Here is an 18,522-nt window from a genome sequence, read left to right as displayed (position 1 = left end):
CGGGGTGTTTGTGCTCAGCCAGCCGCACCCTCTTCAGCCGGCAGAAACCCCCGGAAGGACACCTCGACCTGCTCCACCATCGACGCCGAGGTGGCTTCGCGCAGGGCTGCCATCAGCGCCTCGAATGCCCCTTCCACAGACGCGCGGTCGGTGGCCTCGACCAGGCGCTGGCGGATCGGATGCTCGGCCGAGCTGAACGTGCGCGCCGCAATGTCCATGAGGTACATGCGTGCCGCAGCCAGCGAGCGCTTGCGATTGGGCGCGGCAGGTTTGAGCGGCTCGGGCTGCGGTTCGGCAACCTGAACCAAGGCAGGCTCACCAGCAACATCGGCCGCAATCTGAATGAAACCCGCCTGCAGCAGTTCGAGCACGGCCTGCGCTTCCAGACCCAGTTGGCTCGCACGCACGGCAAGATCCTCGCCCGTGGCCTGGCCGTCCACCATGATGAGCAGCGCGCGGCTTGAGCGGCTGAGCGCGCCATTGCGCGTGGCGATCTCACGGCGCCCCGCGTCTGTCTTTTCGAATCGTGCTGATAGCGCTTGCATGGTTTCCTCCCCGCTTTTTCTCTTCCTCCTCCGAAGATTGGGCACAACCTAAGGCGCTTTATTTGCAGAACCGTGAAACTGCGCAGCGTGCACTGTGAAATCGATAAGCAAACGCTTGCGCTCAGATTGGTGTCGCCAAAGCAAAACACCCCGCCTGAAGCGGGGTGTTGCATGGTTGCGGGTTGCGTTACTCAGTGCGCTGCAGCGGCGCCGCTCATCACCTCATGCGAACCACGGATGCCGTTGAACCACGCGTTGAGCACCACCGCCACCAGCGTGCCCAGGACGATACCGCTGTGGGTAATCGGGTGCGTCCATTCCGGAAAGTGGTGGAAGAAGGTCGGCGCCAGCGTCGGCACCATGCCAAAGCCCACCGACACGGCGATGATCAGCAGGTTATGGCGCTGGTTCTGGAAATCCACCATGCCCAGCATGCGGATACCGGCCGCGGCCACCATGCCGAACATCACCAGCCCCGCGCCACCCAGCACGTACTGCGGCACCGATGCCACCACGTACGACAGCTTCGGAAACAGCCCCAGCACGATCAGCAGCACACCGCCCGCCGCCGCCACGTAGCGCGAGCGCACACCCGTGATCGACACCAGCCCGATGTTCTGCGAGAACGACGTATGCGGGAACGTGTTGAACACACCGGCCACCACCGTCGCCAGACCGTCGGCGCGCAGGCCGTTGGTCAGCTCGTTGCGCGAGATGGGCTTGCCCACCACGTGCGACAGCGCGAGAAACATGCCGGTCGATTCCACCAGCGTGATCACGATCACGATGCACATCGAGATGATGGCCGACAGCTCGAACTTGGGCATGCCGAAGTGGAACGGCGTTACCAGCGTCATCAGCGGCGCGGCGCTTGCATCGGCCAGCGACACCTTGCCGAACGCGGCGGCCACCAGCGTGCCCGCCACGATGCCCAGCAGCACAGCAATATTGCACAGCAGCGCGTTACCGAACTTGGTCAGCAGCAGGATCGTCACCAGCACCAGCGCGGCAATCGCCAGGCCGAACGGGTCGCCAAAGGCCGGGTTCGGCACCATGTGTTTCACACCGTCCACCACCTGCGGAATCATCTGCTGGCCACCGGCGGCCCAGTTGATGCCCACACTCAGCAGCGAAAAGCCGATCAACATGATGACCGTGCCCGTCACCACGCGCGGGAACAGGCCCAGCAGCCGGCCCATCAGCGGCGCAATGGCAATGCCGAACACACCCGAAACGATGGACGCCCCAAAGATGCCGGGCAACCCCATGCCGGGCTCCACACCGATGGCGATCATCGGTGCCACGGCGGCAAACGTCACCCCCATCATCACCGGCAGCCGGATCCCGAAGATCAGGAAGCCGAGCGACTGGATGAGCGTGCCGATACCGGCCGCAAACAAATCGCAATTGACGAGATACGAAAGATCGCTCTTCGACAGGCCGAGCGCATTGCCGACAATCAGCGGCACCGCAATCGCACCGGCATACATCACCAGCAGGTGCTGCAGGCCGAGTGCAAACAGGCGCGGCAGCGGCAGGCGTTCGTTGACAGGATCGACGCAGGTCGAGGACGACGGCGAGGGAAGGCCGGGGGATTGGCGCATTGTCTTGTCTCCTGAGGCCACTCCCGTGTACGTGCCGGGAGCGTGCCTGGTGTGCATCGAGCGGACCGGGCGCGGGCCCCGTCTGCCGACATTTGCGCGACGTGATGTCGCACATTTGCCGGCATCTTGGAGCGCGCCCCGGCTTATGTCAACAATTGCTACCGTCTTTTGTGTACATATTTTGCGTTCTTAAATGCGAGTGTGCTTCGAACATCGCCACACCCTGGTAGGTCACGCCGGAGTCGAATCGCTGGCGGTACAGGATGACGCATCGCAGCATGCCGTTGTCGGCCACCACGGGCGTGAGATCGTAGGTGCTGCGCCCAAACGGGCTGCCACCGTGGCAGGTGGCGCCAATATCGGGGTGGTAGTGCCGGATCAGCAGCGTCGCGCACTGCCCGTTGGCTTGCACTTCCAGGCGGCCGATCAGTCGCAGGGTGCCGTCCTGCCAGACCATGTCCAGCGTGCCGCTCACGCTGCCTACGGGCCCGCACCCGCCAACCACGGTGGGTGTCGTGAACAAGCCGCGGCAGCCGAGCATGGTTTGCTGGCGCAAGGTCAAGTCGGCCTGATCGATCACGGCGTAGTGGTAGTCCCCCGCGCCGCCGCCAACCGCTAAGGTTTGCGCGCCCATGCGCACGGTGCCGCGCGTCCAGCGCCCGTGCATGTAACCGCGGTGGTGATGGAGATCGGCCAGCTCGGCGGTGTCGCCAATCAGCTGGTAATCGTTGATGCCGACGATGGCACCCGAAGGCAGTTGCGCCAGCCGAGCAGCGCTACCGCTGACCTGCCGCGCCCCGTTGCCCAGCATGAAGCGGGGCGGCGCACTACGATAGGCAGGCAGTGATTCTGTGGAAAACGTGGCAACCCGGGCGTCGGGCAGCAGAACAATCTGTCCGCTCGCCGCTGGTTCCTGACAACCTGTCAAATTGTTGGCGGTCCCCTTTTTTTATGCGCATCGTGCGCATCCGTAACGTCGGTTTGCCCAGCCAAGTGATGAGATGAATCCATTGTGGTCCTTGAGGAAGGTTTAACTGCCGCGACCCCGTAGCGGAATGTGCTGCGCAGCGCGCCTCAGCGAGGCGGATTCAGCCTAGGCAGTGGCTTACCCAAAGTTCAAGAAACAACACAACTTGATATTCCTTGATATTCAAGCGGGTTCCCTCAACTGCGGGACTCGTCCATCCCCAGCGATGCCATGAAGAACCCTCACTACGATCCGGCCAAGCCTCACCACACGCCGGACGGCTTCCGCAACCGCTACCCCCATCCGCGCCCCGGCGGCGATTTCTGGAAATGGCAACGTGAGCGCCGCAAGGCCGGGCTCCCCAAGCCGCCCACGCTGGACCTCTCCTGCATTGCCCCCAACCTGAGCGGGGTACACCAGCCGCCCGACGTGCCGCAACTCACCTGGATCGGCCACGAGACACTGCTGCTGCAGATTGATGGGCTCAACGTGCTGACAGACCCGGTGTTCTCCAAGCGCGCCTCGCCGCTGCCGTTTGCCGGCCCGCGCCGCCACCAGCCGCCGGGCCTGTCGCTCACGCAGTTGCCGCATATCGACCTGGTGCTGATCTCGCACAACCACTACGACCATCTGGACAAAGCCAGCGTGCGTGCGCTGATGCGCCAGCCGGGCGGAGCACCCATGTTTTTCGTGCCGCTGGGCATCGACCACTGGTTTGCGCGCAACGTGCGCGGCACGCGCCTATCAGGTGACAACCCCAACGTGCGCGCCTTCGACTGGGACGACGAAGCGCAATTCGGCCCCTTCACCGCGCACTTCTGCGCCGTGCAGCATTGGTCCGCTCGCGGCCTGTACGACCGCAACCAGACGCTATGGGGCAGTTGGGCATTGCTGCATCCGCGCCTGCGCTTCTGGTTCTCGGGCGACCTAGGGTATTCGCAGGACACGCGCGACATTGGCACGCGCTTCAGCCACTTTGATGTGGCCGCCATTGCCGTGGGCGCCTACGAGCCGCGCTGGTTCATGAAGGCCCAGCACATCGACCCGACCGAGGCGGTGCAGGTCATGCAGGACATCGGCGCGCGCCAGGCGGTGGGCATCCACTGGGGCACGTTCGCGCTGACGGACGAACCGCTGGACCAGCCCATCGCCGATCTGGCCCACGCATTGAAGGTTGCCGACGTGCCCGCAGAACGCTTCGCCCTCTTCAAGCATGGCGAGACGCGCGTATGGGACGCAGCGGCCCAACGCCTTGTCACCGCGTTGCCCAAAGAAAAAGCGCGGCCGCGAGATGACTCGCTGGCCGCGCAGTAAAAATCTGGCAGGTAACGCTAGAGACTAAGCCGGCATCAGGTCGGCGTCGGCAGCCATGCACGGTCACGCAGACGGGCACGGATGCGTGCGATGGCCTGGCTGTGGATCTGGCACACGCGCGATTCCGACACGCCCATCACGGCGCCGATCTCACGCAGGTTCAAGTCCTGCTCGTAGTAGAGGCTCATCATCAGCTTCTCACGCTCGGGCAGGCCTTCGATGGCGGCCACCACCGACTCGCGCAGGTCGTGGTCCAGCAACTGGTCCAGCGGCGTGGAATCGTTCTCGGCGGCGCGGTTCTCGATGAAGGCGTCGGCGTCTTCGCGGTCGAAATCTTCGTAGTACAGCAGCTGGCTGCCTTGCAGGTCGACCAGTTGCTTCTGGTAGTCGGCCAGCGACATGTTCAGCGCGGCAGCAATCTCCGTTTCGGTGGGCGCGCGGCCCTTCTGCTGCTGCAGCTTCTGGATCGCCTGCTCGATCGTGCGGGCATTGCGGCGCAGGCCGCGCGGCAGCCAGTCGGAGCCGCGCAGCTCGTCCAGGATCGCGCCGCGAATACGCTGGGCAGCGTAGAACTCAAACTGCACGCCCTGCGTTTCTTCATAGCGCGACAGCGCATCGAGCAAGCCCATCATGCCGGCCTGGATCAGATCGTCGAGTTCGACGCTGGCCGGCAGCTTCACCATCATCTGGTTGGCAATGCGGCGCACCAGCGGTGCATACGTCGCCATCTCGTCGGACTTGGTCTTGCGACCGGTTGCGGTGTACATATCCATGCCTGCCTTTGGCGCTTCGTTCATGGTGCGCCTCAATAAACCATCTCGGCCGCGCGCGCGGTCGCGCGGGGCGTCAGGATCGACGTTGTTTGTGCCGACTCATGTGCCGCTGTCTGAGTCGATTCCTGCGCCGATACCATCACCCGCGACGGCTCATTGTCGTCAGCGGCTTGGGCCTCGGCGCTGGCCCAGCTCAGCATCTCTTCGGCAAGCTGGCGGAAGGCCATGGCCGAAGGCGATGCGGGAAACGCGCTCGCCACGGGCTTGCCGAGCGAGAGCGCCAGTTCTACGTGCCGGTCTTCCGGCAGATAACCGGCAAAGTCGATACGGGTGTTCAAGTACTGCCCCACCGTGTTGGCCAGGTTGCCGAACACGCGCACGGCGGAGTCGACCGAATGCGCACCACAGACCACCGTGCGGATACCCGCGCCACCTTGCAGCCCCGCGGTCTTCTTGAGCAGCGTGTACGCGCTCTTGATCCCTTCCGGGCCATCGGAGAAGACCAGCAGCACGTCGTCGCAGGCTTCGGCCACCGTGCCCAGCGCACGGGAGCCGAAATGCGCCGCCACCAGGGTGACGTCGGCGCTGTCGTCGTGCTGCTCAAGCATGCCGGCCACCGCCAGCATGGTTTGCGCGCTCACCACGGCAGCGTCGCGACCCATGGCCGACAACGCAATGCGCAGGTTGTCGACAAAGTCGTCAATCTGCTCCTCTGCACCGATCACCAGCACGCGGCGGCTTGCCACCTGGCCGAGCATGCGGCGCAGCCCGGCGGCCTGGTCCTTGGCGAATGGGGTCGTCATGGTCGCCCCTCTCTTTTATGCGAAATCGAAAGCGGCCAGGCCCGGTTCGCGGCTGCGTGCGGCGCCTTGCGCCACCAGCAGCGATTCATCTGAATCCAGCGCGAACGACGATTGCTCGGCACTTGCACGGAAACTGCGGTGGATCAGCAGCTTCTTGTTCGGTACTGCAATGTCCTCCGGCACACGCTGGCCGTACGACACGTAGTGCAGCGGCAGGCGGCGGCGGATCATCACGTCCATGGCGTGGCCCACCGAGGCGGCCTCGTCGATCTTGGTCAGGATGCAGCCGGCCAGGTTGGCATCGCGGTAGGCGCTCACCACTTCGTCAAGCGTCTTGCCGTTGCTTGCAGCGTTCAGCAGCAGCAGGCGCTTGATCGACGGGCCCACGGCATGCAGCATCGCCATCTGTTCGGACACGGCGCGATCACGCTGGCTCATGCCAATGGTGTCGATCAGCACAACGTGCTTTTCACGCAGATCGTTGAGCGCCAGGCTCAGGTCTTGCGCGTCTTTCACGGCATGCACCGAGACGCCCAGGATCTTGCCGTAGATGCGCAGTTGTTCGTGGCCGCCGATCCGGTAGCTGTCGGTCGAGAGCAGTGCCACGCGCGATGCGCCATGGCGCAGCACGAAGCGCGCAGCCAGCTTGGCGGTGGTGGTGGTCTTGCCCACGCCGGTCGGACCCATCAGCGCAAACACGCCGCCCTGGTCGAGCAGGCTGTTTTCGTCCGACACGGTGGTCAGGTTCTTTTCAATGGCGCGCTGCACGAAGTCCAGCGCACCTTCATACGTGTCGTGCTGCGGCATGTTCTCCAGCACGTAGCGCGTGAGCTGCGCCGAGAAACCGGCGTTCAGCATGGTCTGGAACAGGCGCGTGCGCACCGGATCGCCCAGCTTCACGCCCAGCGAGGCCAGGCTCGACATGGCGTCGGTCAACGTGCTCTTGAGCACGTCGATCTCGCTGACCATGCGGCGGGTCATGGCATCGGTTTCCGCCTTGATGTCGGCCTTGATGGCCGAGTGCTGCAGGCTCACGTCTTCGCGCGGGGCGTCAGGTTTGGCCATCGAATCCTCCATGCGGACGAAGATGTCGGCCGGCTTGGCAGTCTCAACTTGCGGTTGCGGGCGAGCCATCTGCTGCTCGGCGGCGCGCGTAGCGCGTGCCTGGGCTTCCACGCGCTCGGCAAACGAGCGCAGCGTGGTCGGCTGGTCTTCTTGCGTGCGCAGCGGCTCGCGGCGGGCGGCCGGGCGCTGGATCTGTTCGACCGGCTCGTCTTCCGGCACCACGGTGCGGCGGGCGATGAACTGGGCCGTGCTGGCCAGCGTCTGGGCGGCATCTTCGTTGGCGCGATCCAGCGACAGGCCTGCCAGCATGCGGGTGGAGGCCACCAGCGGGTCCACACCCAGCAGCGTTTCCGATGCGCCGAGCTCCACGTCGTCATCCACGCGGGCTTGCAGCTTGCGGCCAGCGGCCGGCTCAGCCAGCGCGTCTTCTTGCACAGGGGCTTGCACGGCAGCGCGGCGCGCGGCGGTAAAGCGGTTGCGCAGACGGGCCAGTGCATTCGGTGTGGCCGACGTGTCGGCCTGGGCCACGGCTTGCACTTGCGGCTCGGCAGGCGCCTGGGCGGCAACCTCAGCCACCGGTGCGGGCTCCGGAATCGGGGCCGGCATGCTCGGGCGGCGTTGTGCGGCCTTCGGTGCGGTCGAGTGCGTATCGACCAGCGCATCCAGGTGCGTATCGGAGGCGGCGATGACCTCGATGCCGCCCGGCACGGCGCGGTTCGAGAGGATCAGCGCGTCGTCGCCCAACTGGTCGCGCACTTTACGCAACACGTCGCGCGACGTCAGTCCGGTGAATCGATGCATTTTCATGCGCGGCCTCCAAGCATGGCGACAACCTTAATCGTTCGGTGATCTGGAATTTCAGCGTGTGACAGCACGCGCAGGCTGGGTGCGGCACGCTTGAACAAGCGGGCCAGCATGGGACGCAGCGCGGGCGGTACGAGCAGGACGCCCGTCTGGCCCATCTGTTCGTATTGGCGCGACGAATCCGCAGCCGCTTGCATGAGCGAGTCAGCCAGTTGCGGTTCGATCGGACCGGCGTTTCCGCCATGCGCGCCAACGATGCTTTGCAGCAAGATGTTCTCCAGATTCGGGTCGAGCGTGACGACCTGCATTTCGTTCTTGGTCGGAAACAGGTGCTGGGCGATTGCCCGACCCAGCGCGATCCGCACGGCGGCGGTGAGTTCGGCGGGGTCTTGCGTCTTGCCTCCGTGCTCCGCCAGCGTCTCGACGATGGTGCGGATGTCGCGGATGTGCAGGCCTTCGTCCAGCAGGTTCTGCAGCACCTTCTGCACGGTCGCGACGGGCAACAGCTTCGGGCAAACGTCTTCGACCAGCTTCGGTGCTTCCTTGGCCAAATGATCGAGCAACTGCTGCACTTCCAAACGGCCGAGAAGCTCGGTGCTATGGGTGTAAATCAACTGATTGACGTGCGTGGCGATGACCGTGCTGCAGTCGACCACGGTATAACCCTCGGCCTGCGCGCGATCGCGCACATCGGCGGTGATCCACATGGCCGGCAGGCCGAAGGTCGGGTCCACGGTGGGGGTGCCCGGCAGTTGCGTGCCCAGGCGTTCGCCATGCCCGTCCTGACCGCCCGGGTTGATGGCCAGGAACTTGCCCTGCTGCACTTCGCCGTGGCCAATCTCCACGCCCTTGAGCGTGATGCGGTACGACGACGGACCCAGCTCCAGGTTGTCGCGAATGTGCACAACCGGTGCCAGGAAGCCCATGTCCTGCGTGAATTTCTTGCGGATGCCCTTGATGCGGCGCAGCAGCTCGCCGTCCTGGCTCTTGTCCACCAGCGGGATCAGGCGGTAGCCGATCTCCAGGCCCAGCACGTCGACCCACGACACGTCGTCCCAGCTCGCTTCCGGCGTATCGACCGGGGCAATGGCCTGCAGCACGGGCTCGACTTCGGGAATCTCGCGCTTCTTCTTGAGGTACCAGCCCAGATAACCCAGGCCGCCGCCAAACAGGATGAACGGGATATGCGGCATGCCCGGCACCAGGCCCAGCAGGCCGATCACACCGGCGGTGGTCATCAGCACCATCGGCATGGCAAACAGCTCGCTCGACAGTTGCTGGCCGACGTCCTTGTCGGTGGACACGCGGCTGACCATGATGCCCGCCGCGGTGGAGATCACCAGCGCAGGAATCTGCGCAACCAGGCCGTCGCCGATGGTCAGCAGCGTGTAGTTGGTGGCGGCGTGGCCGATGTCCATGTTGTGCTGGAGCACGCCCACAGCCAGGCCGCCGATGATGTTGATCAGCAGAATGGCGATACCCGCCACCGAATCGCCACGCACGAACTTGCTGGCACCGTCCATGGAGCCGAAGAATTCGGCTTCCTGGGCGATGGTCGTGCGGCGCTTGCGGGCTTCGTCTTCGCGGATCAGGCCGGCGTTCAGGTCGGCGTCGATGGCCATCTGCTTGCCCGGCATCGCATCGAGCGTGAAGCGCGCGCTGACCTCGGCGATCCGGCCCGCACCCTTGCTGATCACCATGAAGTTGATGATCACCAGGATGACGAACAGCACGATGCCGACGGTGTAGTTGCCGCCCACCAAGAAGTGGCCGAAGGCTTCGATGACCTTGCCAGCGGCGTCCGGGCCGGTGTGGCCTTCCATCAGCACCACGCGCGTGGAGGCGACGTTCAGCGACAGCCGCATCAGCGTGGTGATCAGCAGAATGCTGGGGAACGACGAGAAATCCAGTGGCCGCAGCGTGTGCATGCTGATCAGCAGCACGATGATCGACAGCGCGATGTTGAAGGTGAACAACAAGTCCAGGATGAACGGCGGCAGCGGCAGCACCATCATCGCCAGGATCAGGATGATCAGCACCGGGCCGGCGGCGGAGCGGTAGTCGCCCTGGCGCAGGAAGCTGGAGACTCGGAGCAGTGCGGCGTTCATCTGAGGGTACGGGCAGCGGGGGGCTTTTCGATGAATGCCATCTTGCCGGGGGAGACACCAAATCGAAGACGTGAGAAAGCCGCCCAAAAGGCGGCTTTTCTTTGAAATACCCTCCCACCGGGGGGTGCGCTTATGCCCCTTCCCGCCGCCCAGCAGGGTGCGGCGTGCGCCGCGCCAGACTTCCATGCAGAATCGCGTACCCAAATGGGCTGTGCCAATCCTGTCCCTGAACCGCCCCCCTGCGATACCCTCGCAGTGCAGCAGCGGCCTGGCTGTATGTTCCATGCCGCCAGGGGCGCTGGGTATGGGACTTGCAAATCATCCTGAAACGCCCGCCCACCAGACCCGGATCCACGCACGCCGCACGAAGGTGGTGCATTGGCCGGTGCGTGGATGCACCAACCCGATCATAGGTAACGTTCAATGAAGCGCCCCACATCTGCATTACTGGACATACACGATTGTTTGCCGGACTGGCCGTTCATGCGATGAGCGGCGCCGTGGACCATCAGCTTCATCACGCAAGCGGCACCGTTGCGGCAAGCAGCCCCCATGCAGCCGGACACACGATGCTTGAGGACATCTATGGCATGGCCGTCGGCATGATGTTTATCGTGACGGGGGTGGTGTTGCTCAGCGCGGCCGGACTCGTGACCGGTGGCATTGCCGGGATCGCATTGCTCGTGTCGTATGTCGCGCCGTTGTCGGTCGGCACCATTTTCACGTTGGTCAACGTGCCGTTTTTCGTGTTTGCCTATTTCGTGATGGGCCCGCGTTTTGCCATCAAGTCGACGCTGGCCAGTTGTGGCATCACCCTCCTGCTCGCGTTGACGCGGCAGGCCTTGCACATCGATTTTGAGAGCCCGCTGTTTGCAGCGCTGGTGGGCGGAACGCTCAACGGCATGGGGGTGTTGGCGCTCGCCCGGCATGGCTCCGGCGTTGGCGGCACGGGCGTTCTGACGCTCTGGCTGCAACGCGCGCATGGGATCAATGCGGGGATCGTGCAGGTGGCCATCGATTCGATGATTCTGCTGACATCGACCCTGGTGATCCCGACTGGCCGCGCGGGATGGTCGGCGCTGAGCGCGGTTGCCATGAGTGCGATGGTGATCGCATGGCACCGCCCGGGTCGATATAACGTCGTGGTGCGGTAGCGCCAGTCGGGGCCTCACCGGCGAAAGCATCAACGTTGGGATTGCCGATCCCTTATTGCCGCCCTTAGGCGTTGCTGGTGACGTCGTCAGCGGCGTCTTCGGGGCCAGCGTTCGTGGGATCGGGCCCTGGGTCCATGTCGGCGGGCACCGGCAGGTCGGTCGGCCGCACGGGGGCACGGCCGCCCACCTGATGCAGGCGGCGCAATTGATAGACGTAGGCCAGCACTTCCGCCACGGCGGCGTAGAGCGCTTCCGGGATCTGGTGGCCGATCTCGGTATGCCGATACAGCGCACGGGCCAGCGGCGGCGCTTCCAGAATGGGGATCTTGTGCTCGGTGCCCAGCTCGCGGATCTTGGCCGCCACCAGATCGGCACCCTTGGCCAGCACGCGCGGCGCGCCGCCCTCTTTCTCGGAATAGCGCAGCGCCACGGCGTAGTGCGTCGGGTTGGTAACGATCACGTCGGCCTTGGGCACGTCCGCCATCATGCGGCGCTGGGCCGCCTGGCGCTGCATGGCGCGGATGCGGCCCTTGAGGTGCGGATCCCCTTCAGACTCGCGGTGCTCCTTGCGCACCTCTTCCTTGGTCATGCGGTGCTTGCGGGCGTATTGCCACAGCACCAGCGGCACATCCACGGCGGCCACCAGCAGCATCACCGCGGCCATGCAGAGAAACGCCACGCCGGCCACGTGCATGACATCGCCCATGGCGGCGCGCAGGTCCTGCTGGGGCAGTTCCATGAACTCGCCCCGGTAATGCAGGATCAGCCCCCAGGCGACGCCGCCCACCAACGCGAGCTTGAGCAGCAGCCGAGGCAGCTCCAGCAGCCCTTCCACCGAGAACATGCGCGTCAAACCCTGCAGCTTGAACAGGCGCGAGATATCCGGCTCCAGCGGCTTGAACGAGATTGCCCCGCGCGTGAGCGCCAGCGGCGTGAGCGCGGCCAAGATCAGCATGAGGATCAACCCGCCCAGCACGGTGGCCAGCGGCGTGAACTGCGCGCCGATGTAGACCCACTGGTCCTGCGCCCGGGTGTAGTCGTAGCGGTGGAGCTCCAGGCAGCGCGCCAGGAATGACGATGCGGCACGCACGATCGACTCGCCCATCACCCACAGCCCGCCGGCACTGACGGCCATCAGGGCGAACGAACCCAGTTCCCGTGATCTGGGAACGTCGCCCTCTTCGCGCGCCTGCTCGAGGCGCCGCGGAGAGGCGGCTTCGGTTTTTTCGAGATCGCTATCGTCGGACATGCCGGGCGTGCGAGAGATGGATGACTAGACGGTCGCATTATTCCGGCAACGGGCGCCCGCTAAAGCGCAGAGAACACCGTCTCAGACGGGCTTTTTCCATGAAATGACCGTCCGCCACCGCGCCAACCTCCAAACAACTGTTTGGTAACACTGGCCTAACCAAACCGCCTGCCATGGCCGCTACCATGCGCCGCAGTCACATGCGCGGTGGCGCATACGGTACGTCGGGCAGTCCAACCTCGTCATGCAGGAGCGGATATGCGGTGGCAGTTCAAGGCCGGGGCCATCCTGGCAGCGGCAGTACTGGTTTTTGCAGGGGTGCGGCTGTTTTCGGCCGATGCTGCTGATGCGCAGCCGGCCGATCCGCCAAGACAAGCCGCTGCGGCCACGCCGCCCTCGCCTGCCCCGGCACCTGCCGGCACACCACCACCGCAAGCCGCCCCCGCACACCAGCCACCGCCGCCGCCCGAGCGCCCGCTGCCACCCCGCTTTACCGACTACCTCGCCCGCGAGTACCCCAATTCCGCCGCCACGCGCCAGGCCCTCACGCAGATCGCCTACGGCTGGAGCCAGGCCGTCAACGATGTGCGCGGCCCGCAGGACGCCAAGCTGGCCGGCAACGAAATCGCCAAGGGCATTGCCTGCGCGCTGGGCCCCGGCGTGCTCGCCAGAACCGGCGTCGACCAGCAGACGATGCTCGACCGCATCAAGGCCGCGCGCGCCGTCATGCTCGACAGCGACAACGACACGACGGCCTACCTGCACTTCCAGGCGCTGGCCGGCGGCCAATATTTCGACGATCCCGGGGCCGCCTCGTGCAGTTTTGATCCGGCCACGCTGCCGAACTGAGTTTCCCGCCTGACTTCACCCACGCCACCAAGGAGACTGCTGCATGAAGAAGATGAAGAGACTTGCCACCATCGTGTTCGCCGGTTCGCTGCTCGCTGCGCCCCTGAGTGCCATCTCGGCCGCGCCCGGATCTGCCATCGTGTTCGTCAACGGCATCAACACCACGTTTGACGATGCGGTCGCCAACCTGCAGGTGCTGAAGACCCAGCTCAATGCGCGCGACAAGAGCAACACCTACCTCTACGGCAACGCATATAACGCCACGCAGGGGTTCTTCAGCGATGTCTATCAGGTGTTCAAGCAGAAGGCCGTGGAGGGTTCGAGCCCGGCTGATTTCTGGCGCGCCATCGACGGCAACAGCCTGCCGGCCAGCGGCATGAACGCAGCGCTTGAGCAGAAGTACATCGACATCCTCACGAAGAACGACATTCCGGAACTGCCGGACCACCTGAACCAGTACCGCAACTATCTGAAGGCGCAGCGCAAGGTCGTGCTGGTCGGTCACTCGCAAGGCACGCTGTATACCAACTTCGAGATCAACTTGCTGGTGACCGGGCCGGACCAGGCGCAGGGCAAGATCAGCGCGGTCAACGTGGGGAACGCGGCGCGCTATCAGTTGCCGGGGTCAACCTACCTGACGTCGCACTCCGATACGGTGATCGGCGCATTGAGCCTGGTGCAGACAGTGCTGCCCGCCAACTACTCGATCGGTTGGCACCCGCTGTCGGATGCGCTGGGCCATTCGTTCTCGAAGATCTACATGAACACGAGCTACAGCGCGGCAGGGCAGATCCTGCAGCAGGTATCACAGCAAGCGCGCAACTGATGCAGGACTGAGCAGACGTGCGGTTCGCAATGTGAGCCGCACGCCGGCATGGCAGCGGCAAGCGCCTGCCCCGTCATATCGACCTGCGGAAAACTTCGTCGCCTTATACCGGGTGCGTCCATAGCATGACCCGTTCTTTTCAAACCAGAACGGACCACCCGTCATGTCACCCGACCGAGCCATCTCTCCTGCCCTGCCCTTGCATCAACGTGCGCTGGCTGCGCTGCTTGCTGGCGCCATTGCCACACTCACTGCCTGCGGCAGTGATGCGCCGCCCGGCACATCTGCCGGTACCGTGGCCGACAGCAGCACGCCCACTACACCGGCGCGCAGGCCCAACATCCTCTACATCATGGCCGATGACCTCGGCTATTCCGACATCCACGCCATGGGCGGGGAGATCGACACGCCCAACCTCGATGCGCTCGTGCAATCGGGCCGGCTGCTGACCAACCATCACGCCGGCACCGTCTGCGCCATCACGCGCGCGATGCTCATCTCGGGCACCGACCACCACCTGGTGGGCGAAGGCACCATGGGCGCCCCCAATGACGAGCGCGCCGGCCTGCCCGGCTACGAGGGCTATCTGAACGACCGCTCGCTGTCGGTCGCGCAGCTGCTCAAGGACGGCGGTTATCACACCTACATGGCCGGCAAGTGGCACCTGGGCAACGGCATTCCGGGCAGCGCCGCCAACCTGGGCAAGACGCCCGACCAGTGGGGCTTCGAGCGCTCGTACGCGCTGCTGCCGGGCGCAGCAGCCAACCACTTCGGGCATGAAAACGCCAACGCCAAGAACTACACGGAGGACGGCACCTACGTGCAGCCCGGCCAGCCTGGGCAACCAGGCGGCACCGGCGGCAGCCCGGCGGTGTTCTATTCGACGGATTTCTACACGCAGAAGCTGATCAGCTACATCGATTCGCACAAGGGCGACGGCAAGCCGTTCTTCGCCTATGCGGCCTATACCTCGCCGCATTGGCCGCTGCAGGTGCCGGACCCGTGGCTGCACAAGTACGCCGGCCGCTATGACGCGGGCTACGACGTCATCCGCAACGCACGCATTGCGCGGCAGAAGGCGTTGGGCATCATCCCGGCCGATTTCACGCCGTTTGCCGGCCTGCCCGGCACGACCACGCGCCCGGCAGCGTCGCCCAACAACGGCACGGCCAACGCGCGCTACATCAACGCCAACCACGGCCCCGCGCAGGGCTATACGGATTACGGCCCCGGCTACGTCAACAAGAAGTGGAGCGACCTCACGCCGCTGGAGCGCAAGGCGCAGGCACGCTACATGGAGATCTACGCCGGCATGGTCGAGAACCTCGACTACAACATCGGCCTCTTGATCCAGCACCTGAAAGACATTGGCGAGTACGACAACACCTTCATCATGTTCCAGTCGGACAACGGCGCTGAAGGCTGGCCGATCGACTCGGGCGCAGACCCGAAGGCCACGGACGAGGCTAACGCCACCGACCCGGTCTACTCCAAGCTCGGCTCCGACAACGGCCTGTCTGCCGCGCAACGCCTGCAATACGGCCTGCGCTGGGCCGAGGTGAGCGCCACGCCGTTCAACCTGGTCAAGGGCCATGCAGCCGAAGGCGGTGTCTCCGTGCCAGCCATCGTGCGCCTGCCGGGCCAGACACAAGCACTGCCGCCCATCACGCGCTTCACGCACGTGACGGACAACACCGCCACCTTCCTGGCTGTGGCCGGCATCGCGCCGCCCAGCACGCCCGCACAACCAGCCGTGGATGGCAACGGTGTCGACCAGAACAAGGGCAAGGTGCAGTACGGCAACCGCGCGGTGTATCCGGTGACGGGCGTGTCGCTGCTGGCGTCGATCCAGCAATCTGCGGATGCCGGCCCGATCCACACCCAGCCCTTTGGTGATGAGTCGTATGGCCGCGCCTACCTGCGCAGTGCAGACGGCCGCTGGAAGGCACTGTGGACTGAACCGCCACTGGGCGTGGCGGATGGCCACTGGCAGCTCTTTGATATCTCGAAGGACCGTGGCGAGACAACCGATGTGTCTGCGCAATATCCGGATGTGGCGGCCACGCTGTACCAGCAATGGCAGGACTACATGCGCAGCGTTGGCGGCGTGGAGCCCCTGCGCCCGCGTGGGTTCTACTGATGCGCGCAGCAAACACGCACAAGCGCGTGCGCTGGGTGCTGGCGGGCGCGGCGCTGGCAGCCGCCGGCACCGTGCTGCTGCACCCGGCCGGCGGCAACATGGCCGCACGGGCGGCCAACGTGGTCAGCGCCCACACCGCACCGCGCCTGCCGCTGGGCACCAACGAAGCCTGCGGCCGCTACGCCGGCCTGCCGCCCGGCTGGCGCCAGGACACGCGGGCCGGCATGGTGCATGTGAGCAGCGGCAGCTTCACCTTTGGCACCACGCTCGGCTACCCGGACGAGCGCCCCGCCCAGGGCGCCGGCAAGACGCGCGTGAGCGGCTTCTGGATCGACCAGACGGAAGTCACCAACGCGCAGTTCGCCGCTTTCGTCACCGCCACCGGCTACGTGACCGACGCCGAGCGCCAGGGTGGCGCGGTGGTCTTTCACGTACCGGACACGGCGGGGTTGCAGGCGCGCCCGTACGCGTGGTGGCGCTGGGTCAAGGGCGCGGACTGGCGGCACCCGACGGGGCCTGACAGCAAGCTCGTCGATGCCGACAACCAGCCCGTGACGCGGGTCACCCAGGCTGATGCGTTGGCCTATGCACGCTGGCTCGGCCACGACCTACCGACCGAAGCGGAATGGGAATACGCCGGCAAGGCCGGGCAGGACAGCGCCGACCTGGAGAAAGCTCCGCGCGACGGCAACGGCAAACCCGGCGCCAACTACTGGCAGGGCATCTTTCCCGTACTCGACACGGCGGAGGATGGCCGCGCCGGCATTGGCCCGGTCGGCTGCTACGCCGCCAACGGCTTCGCGCTGTACGACATGATCGGCAACGTGTGGGAGTGGACGCGCGATGCGTACACCGGCCCGCACCAGTCGCATGCAAACGGCGACACGCGTGCCGTGGCGGCGCTGGACCAGCCGCAACTGTTCGGGCGCAACGGCAGCCAGCCGAATCGGCCGACAGTCATCAAGGGGGGCTCGTTCCTGTGCTCGCCGGATTTTTGCGTGCGGTATCGGGCCTCGGCGCGTGAGGCGCAAGAGGCTGACCTACCCGCCGCGCACATCGGGTTCCGGACAATTCTGCGCGACTGAAACCCTGCACGCGGAAACGAAAACGCCCGCCAAAGTGGCGGGCGCCGGCAGCAAACGGGGAGCGTTGACAGCCGATTCGTAACCGGCTTCTCAGAAGCCGAGGCTTTCCAGCAGGTCGTCAACCTGCTCTTGGCTACCGACCACGTCTGGGTGGTCCGGATTGATCTGCGGACCATTCAGCAGCGACGTCGACGACGCTTCCGTGCGCAGATGCTCGGGTGCGTTCTCCAGCAGGATGCCCACCAACTGGCTTTCAATCAGTTGCACGACATCCAGCACCTTCTTGATCACCTGACCGGTCAAGTCCTGGAAGTCCTGGGCCATCAGGATTTCCATCAGCTGCTGGTTCGTATCGCGCGTCTTTTCCGGCACGCTGCGCAGGAAACCGTTGGTCTGGCCGACCAGTTCGCGGATCTCTGCGTCGCCCAGTTGGCGGTCCATCCACGATTGCCAGCGGTTGACCAGCGCCTCGGCGTCGGATTCCAGCGCGTCTTGCACCGGACGGGCGGCATCAATGGCGTTGAGCACGCGGGTGGCCGCCTGCTCGGTCATGTTGGCGATGTAGTTCAGGCGGTCACGTGCGTCGGGAATGGCCGATGCGGCCTTCTCCACGCCCTTGTCCAGACCCAGCTCACGCATGCTTTCACGCAGCATGCGCGTGAGGTGGCCGATGCGCTGGAGCATTTCCGGCATGTCACCGTGGTCTACGCCTTCTGCGGCTGGCACTTGGGTGCCGGAATGCGCGCCGTCATGCATCTCGCTCATCACGCCCCCTTTTCGAGCTTCTCGAAAATCTTGCCCAGCTTCTCGTCCAGCGTGGCAGCCGTGAAGGGCTTGACCACGTAGCCGTTGGCACCGGCCTGGGCGGCGGCAATGATGTTTTCCTTCTTGGCTTCGGCCGTCACCATCAGCACCGGCAGCTTGCTGATGACCGGGTTGGCGTCGCCGCGGATGCTCTGCAGCATCTGCAGGCCATCCATGTTGGGCATGTTCCAGTCCGAGATCACGAAATCGAACCGGCCTTCCTTGACCTTGGCCAGGCCGGCGGCGCCATCTTCGGCCTCGTCGACGTTGGCAAAACCAAGTTCCTTGAGCAGGTTACGCACGATCCGGCGCATCGTCGGGAAATCGTCGACGACGAGGAATCGGTACTGGCTCTTGTCCATGGACACAATCTCCGCAAACTAACTGAAATGGGGGGTTTCGGGCTTCCTTGGCAGTCTTATCGGCGCCAGG

16 protein-coding genes are annotated in these 18,522 nt (G+C 65.0%); 6 read left to right on the top strand and 10 right to left on the bottom strand.

The features are described 5' to 3' along the window. Positions 1 to 14: 14 nt before the first annotated feature. The 3 genes from V6657_RS22335 to V6657_RS22325 all read right to left on the bottom strand — a co-directional run bounded on the left by V6657_RS22335 (position 15) and on the right by V6657_RS22325 (position 2,960). The gene (locus V6657_RS22335) at positions 15 to 545 is read right to left on the bottom strand and encodes a hypothetical protein (protein ID WP_048933581.1); all 531 of its coding nucleotides are present in this window, start codon (positions 543 to 545) and stop codon (positions 15 to 17) included. A gap of 191 nt (positions 546 to 736) precedes the next feature. Further along, positions 737 to 2,149, bottom strand: a complete 1,413-nt coding sequence (locus V6657_RS22330; RefSeq protein WP_048933582.1) for a nucleobase:cation symporter-2 family protein — start codon at positions 2,147 to 2,149, stop codon at positions 737 to 739. 148 nt (positions 2,150 to 2,297) lie between these two features. Beyond that, entirely contained in the window at positions 2,298 to 2,960 is a 663-nt protein-coding gene (locus tag V6657_RS22325) for a hypothetical protein (protein ID WP_048933583.1), read from the bottom strand. A 387-nt stretch (positions 2,961 to 3,347) separates the two neighbouring features. Between V6657_RS22325 and V6657_RS22320 the strand changes: the two genes are divergently transcribed. Then, the gene (locus V6657_RS22320; RefSeq protein ID WP_048933584.1) at positions 3,348 to 4,430 is read left to right on the top strand and encodes an MBL fold metallo-hydrolase; all 1,083 of its coding nucleotides are present in this window, start codon (positions 3,348 to 3,350) and stop codon (positions 4,428 to 4,430) included. A 35-nt stretch (positions 4,431 to 4,465) separates the two neighbouring features. On the opposite strand, the gene V6657_RS22315 is transcribed toward V6657_RS22320, so the two are convergent. The 4 genes from V6657_RS22315 to flhA are packed head-to-tail and all read right to left on the bottom strand — an operon-like array spanning position 4,466 to position 9,983. Beyond that, positions 4,466 to 5,227: an RNA polymerase sigma factor FliA gene (locus V6657_RS22315; RefSeq protein ID WP_048933585.1), complete on the bottom strand. Its 762-nt coding sequence runs from the start codon at positions 5,225 to 5,227 to the stop codon at positions 4,466 to 4,468. Between the two features lie 8 nt (positions 5,228 to 5,235). Further along, on the bottom strand, positions 5,236 to 6,006 hold the full coding sequence (locus tag V6657_RS22310; protein ID WP_048933586.1) for a flagellar synthesis regulator FleN: 771 nt from the start codon (positions 6,004 to 6,006) through the stop codon (positions 5,236 to 5,238). 15 nt (positions 6,007 to 6,021) lie between these two features. Beyond that, positions 6,022 to 7,878, bottom strand: a complete 1,857-nt coding sequence (gene flhF, locus V6657_RS22305) for a flagellar biosynthesis protein FlhF (protein WP_048933587.1) — start codon at positions 7,876 to 7,878, stop codon at positions 6,022 to 6,024. Next, a complete protein-coding gene (gene flhA, locus V6657_RS22300) occupies positions 7,875 to 9,983 on the bottom strand; it encodes a flagellar biosynthesis protein FlhA (RefSeq protein WP_048933588.1) in 2,109 nt (702 codons plus the stop codon). Before flhA ends, flhF begins: the two co-directional genes overlap by 4 nt. Positions 9,984 to 10,444: 461 nt before the next feature. On the opposite strand from flhA, the gene V6657_RS22295 reads away from it, so the two are divergent. Continuing rightward, a complete protein-coding gene (locus V6657_RS22295) occupies positions 10,445 to 11,137 on the top strand; it encodes a YitT family protein (RefSeq protein ID WP_248694630.1) in 693 nt (230 codons plus the stop codon). A 64-nt stretch (positions 11,138 to 11,201) separates the two neighbouring features. Here V6657_RS22295 and flhB read toward each other — a convergent pair whose 3' ends face one another. Then, positions 11,202 to 12,386 carry a flagellar biosynthesis protein FlhB gene (gene flhB, locus V6657_RS22290; RefSeq protein WP_048933589.1) on the bottom strand — a complete coding sequence of 395 codons (1,185 nt, stop codon included), beginning with the start codon at positions 12,384 to 12,386 and terminating at the stop codon, positions 11,202 to 11,204. Between the two features lie 258 nt (positions 12,387 to 12,644). On the opposite strand from flhB, the gene V6657_RS22285 reads away from it, so the two are divergent. From V6657_RS22285 to V6657_RS22270, 4 genes are all read left to right on the top strand, one after another. Further along, positions 12,645 to 13,235: a hypothetical protein gene (locus tag V6657_RS22285; protein ID WP_048933590.1), complete on the top strand. Its 591-nt coding sequence runs from the start codon at positions 12,645 to 12,647 to the stop codon at positions 13,233 to 13,235. A 52-nt stretch (positions 13,236 to 13,287) separates the two neighbouring features. After that, positions 13,288 to 14,061, top strand: coding sequence for a hypothetical protein (locus V6657_RS22280; RefSeq protein ID WP_048933841.1), 774 nt, complete (start codon positions 13,288 to 13,290; stop codon positions 14,059 to 14,061). Positions 14,062 to 14,224: 163 nt separating this feature from the next. After that, positions 14,225 to 16,201 (top strand): arylsulfatase, encoded by a 1,977-nt coding sequence (locus tag V6657_RS22275; protein WP_048933591.1) that lies wholly within the window; start codon positions 14,225 to 14,227, stop codon positions 16,199 to 16,201. Further along, a complete protein-coding gene (locus V6657_RS22270) occupies positions 16,201 to 17,286 on the top strand; it encodes a formylglycine-generating enzyme family protein (protein ID WP_082170178.1) in 1,086 nt (361 codons plus the stop codon). Before V6657_RS22275 ends, V6657_RS22270 begins: the two co-directional genes overlap by 1 nt. 90 nt (positions 17,287 to 17,376) lie before the next feature. On the opposite strand, the gene cheZ is transcribed toward V6657_RS22270, so the two are convergent. Then, on the bottom strand, positions 17,377 to 18,051 hold the full coding sequence (gene cheZ / locus V6657_RS22265) for a protein phosphatase CheZ (protein WP_048933592.1): 675 nt from the start codon (positions 18,049 to 18,051) through the stop codon (positions 17,377 to 17,379). Continuing rightward, the gene (cheY, locus tag V6657_RS22260; RefSeq protein ID WP_048933593.1) at positions 18,051 to 18,452 is read right to left on the bottom strand and encodes a chemotaxis response regulator CheY; all 402 of its coding nucleotides are present in this window, start codon (positions 18,450 to 18,452) and stop codon (positions 18,051 to 18,053) included. Before cheY ends, cheZ begins: the two co-directional genes overlap by 1 nt. Positions 18,453 to 18,522 lie beyond the last annotated feature (70 nt).

Source organism: Ralstonia sp. RRA, assembly GCF_037023145.1.
In the GTDB taxonomy this organism is placed as follows: Bacteria; Pseudomonadota; Gammaproteobacteria; order Burkholderiales; family Burkholderiaceae; genus Ralstonia.
This window is presented reverse-complemented; position numbering and strand designations above follow the sequence as displayed.